This window comes from uncultured Nitrospira sp. (assembly GCA_902500695.1).
Classification (GTDB): Bacteria; Nitrospirota; Nitrospiria; order Nitrospirales; family UBA8639; genus Nitrospira_E.
The window spans coordinates 1-2,360 of record CABVRQ010000168.1 but is presented as its reverse complement, the minus strand read 5'-3'; the positions used below and the strand labels follow the sequence as shown (position 1 = coordinate 2,360).

Sequence of the window (2,360 nt, the reverse complement as noted above, 5' to 3'; positions counted from 1 at the left end):
TCAGGTCCTTTCAAAGCAACCAATTATACTGTCCTCCCAATTTGCCTGAATGTCGTACTCCTCAATAAGCCAGCTTCACTTAGTGAATGAGATACGGTCTGTATCGGTTTAGATACTTCGGTTTTCATGGTCAGATCGAAACTTCGCTTCTTCCATCTTTCCCGTTTCTTTCAATAAATCAATAAGTTGGTGGGTGGCGGTCTGGCGGTCCGATGCACAGGTATAAATGGCATTAAGGTTGCTCCTCCATGAACCAAGAGCAGAACCAGGACAATAGAGAAACAGGAGGACAGCTTCATGGATTGGACAACATTATGGATGATCGAAACGGTTATAGCCTTTTTGGGAGTCTTCTCCCTTCACTGGTTCCGGAGTTAGCAAAACCACTCTTTTCAACATAGAGGGGTGACCAACAAGACCAATTTATTGAGAAAGGGTTTGTACGCAATGATCTCTAACACAGTATCCTGGTCTCCAATAGAAACGGTGAATTGGGGAAAGCTCTCCCCCACTTATCCTTTTCGATTCAATGGGCCAGGGTATCTCTACTGCATGTGGTGTGCACATTACATTCGAGTGGTATCGGTCTCAAAAGAAGGAGCCAAGTGTTCCGATTGTCGCCGTGATTTGGCCGTGGCCATTAGTTAACTAGGGCCGAACTTCAAAGTGGTTTCTAGCACTTCAACAGTTTTTTGGTAGCAGAAAATTTCAGGAATATAGAAACATCTATTTCACGAGAATCCAGTCAAATGGCTTCTTGATAGGGGAAAAACCGGGGACCTGCATATTGATGGGAGAAAATGAAAAACCACACAACGAAAGCACACCAGGAAAGTAATTGGAGAATGATACAATTTAAAGGATTAGACTCAATGAGAAACACGACTCTGTCATCCTCAAATCCTTACTCAAGCCTCCCCCACCCCTGAAGATATTTGCCTTCGATGGCAATCACCTTCGGAGTCAGTTACGGAGCTTTCACCAGGATTTGTTTCAGACTAATGCCAGGATTTACATGGAATTAAGTTAGGCGAAAGGCGATATATTCCCTGAAAAATAGAGAGTTTGATGACCGTTGATCATATAAACCGGGATTAGTGGATCAAGGAACAGACGATCATGCTGATGCCCGAACGATGAAGCAAAGGCCATCTAACAGTAGATTTCCTGTCGGATTGCCTCGTGCTCAGAGGCATAGACTGGAATGCAGTCGGGAAGGTGACAGCTTTCCAGGGCAGCTTGGACATTAGGAGAAGGCCCCACAATACTTAGCCCAATGTGTTGAGGTTGTAGTTTATGGTACCAAAGATACAAGAGCCCGAGACCCACCGAATCAATCCCGGTGATGCCCATGAAATCCAGAATGATGTGCTGACACCTCATGTCCTTGGAGCCGAGGATCAGGTCCCCGATACCAATGGTTGATTGTCGATCAAACCGTCCTGTGAAGATGATGACGGTGGATTGGTTATTCAGTTTTTCGCGGACTTGGAGCATGGAATCTACCTCTTAATTTGTAAAGAACCAAAATGGGATGTTTAATACATAGAGCTATATTCAATCTTTTCCAGGTAGACCGAACAATTACTCGTTAAGACTAGATGTATGTGTAAGCTTCCCCGTCAAGCAGACAGTTCATAAGTAGAGTTTTCCATCGTTGGTTTGTGATAGAGACGTGGGGCCGCGCCCTGTAAGGCCTTGTGGGGTCGGAGTTCATTGTAAGTCCTTATCCAATGGGACGTGATCTCCCGCACTTCGTCTAAACTGCGAAACAGATAGAGATTGAGCACTTCATTCCGATACGTGCGATTGAACCGCTCGATAAAGGCATTCTGCGTCGGGCGACCGGGTTGTATGTGGAAAATCAACACCCGATTCGCCTTTCCCCAGTCTTGAAGGCTCTGTGCGAGAAACTCTGGCCCGTTATCCACCCGGATCATGTGCGGAAGTTCGCGTTCAGCCTTTAATCGGTCAAGTACTCGGATAATCCGTTCTGCCCGAAGAGACGTATCAATCTCAATCGCCAACGCTTCCCGATTAAAGTCATCGATCAGCTTGAACGTCCGAAACCGGCTGCCATGATACAAGGCATCGCTCATGAAGTCCGCTGACCAGACTTCATGGGGCCCTTCCGGTACAAACACCGGCAAAGAAGGTCGTGTGGGTACCCGGCGCTTGGTTCGCCGTGGCTGATTGTGTCCCAATTGCCGCTAGATCCGATAAATGCGTTGGTGATTCCAGGGATGGCCTAAGGCGTGGAGTCGGTTGATATATTTCCACACGCCCCAGCGCGGATGCGCCTCCACCAACTGATTCAGGGCGTCAATAATTTTCTTGTCCCGGGTTTGCCAATCAAAAGG

At 47.0% G+C, this 2,360-nt stretch carries 2 protein-coding genes; both read right to left on the bottom strand.

The genetic code is table 11. The annotated features are described in order from the left end of the window. Nucleotides 1–1,152: 1,152 nt before the first annotated feature. Complete coding sequence (locus AAH187_RS19145) at nucleotides 1,153–1,497, bottom strand: STAS domain-containing protein (protein ID WP_342350089.1); 345 nt, start codon at nucleotides 1,495–1,497, stop codon at nucleotides 1,153–1,155. A gap of 125 nt (nucleotides 1,498–1,622) precedes the next feature. Next, complete coding sequence (locus AAH187_RS19140) at nucleotides 1,623–2,144, bottom strand: integrase core domain-containing protein (protein ID WP_342350090.1); 522 nt, start codon at nucleotides 2,142–2,144, stop codon at nucleotides 1,623–1,625. Between the last annotated feature and the right edge of the window lie 216 nt (nucleotides 2,145–2,360).

Bases quoted from the DNA above. Each gene is read 5' to 3' on its own strand.
- AAH187_RS19145 (WP_342350089.1), bottom strand. From the start codon at position 1,497: ATGCTCCAAGTCCGCGAAAAACTGAATAACCAATCCACCGTCATCATC.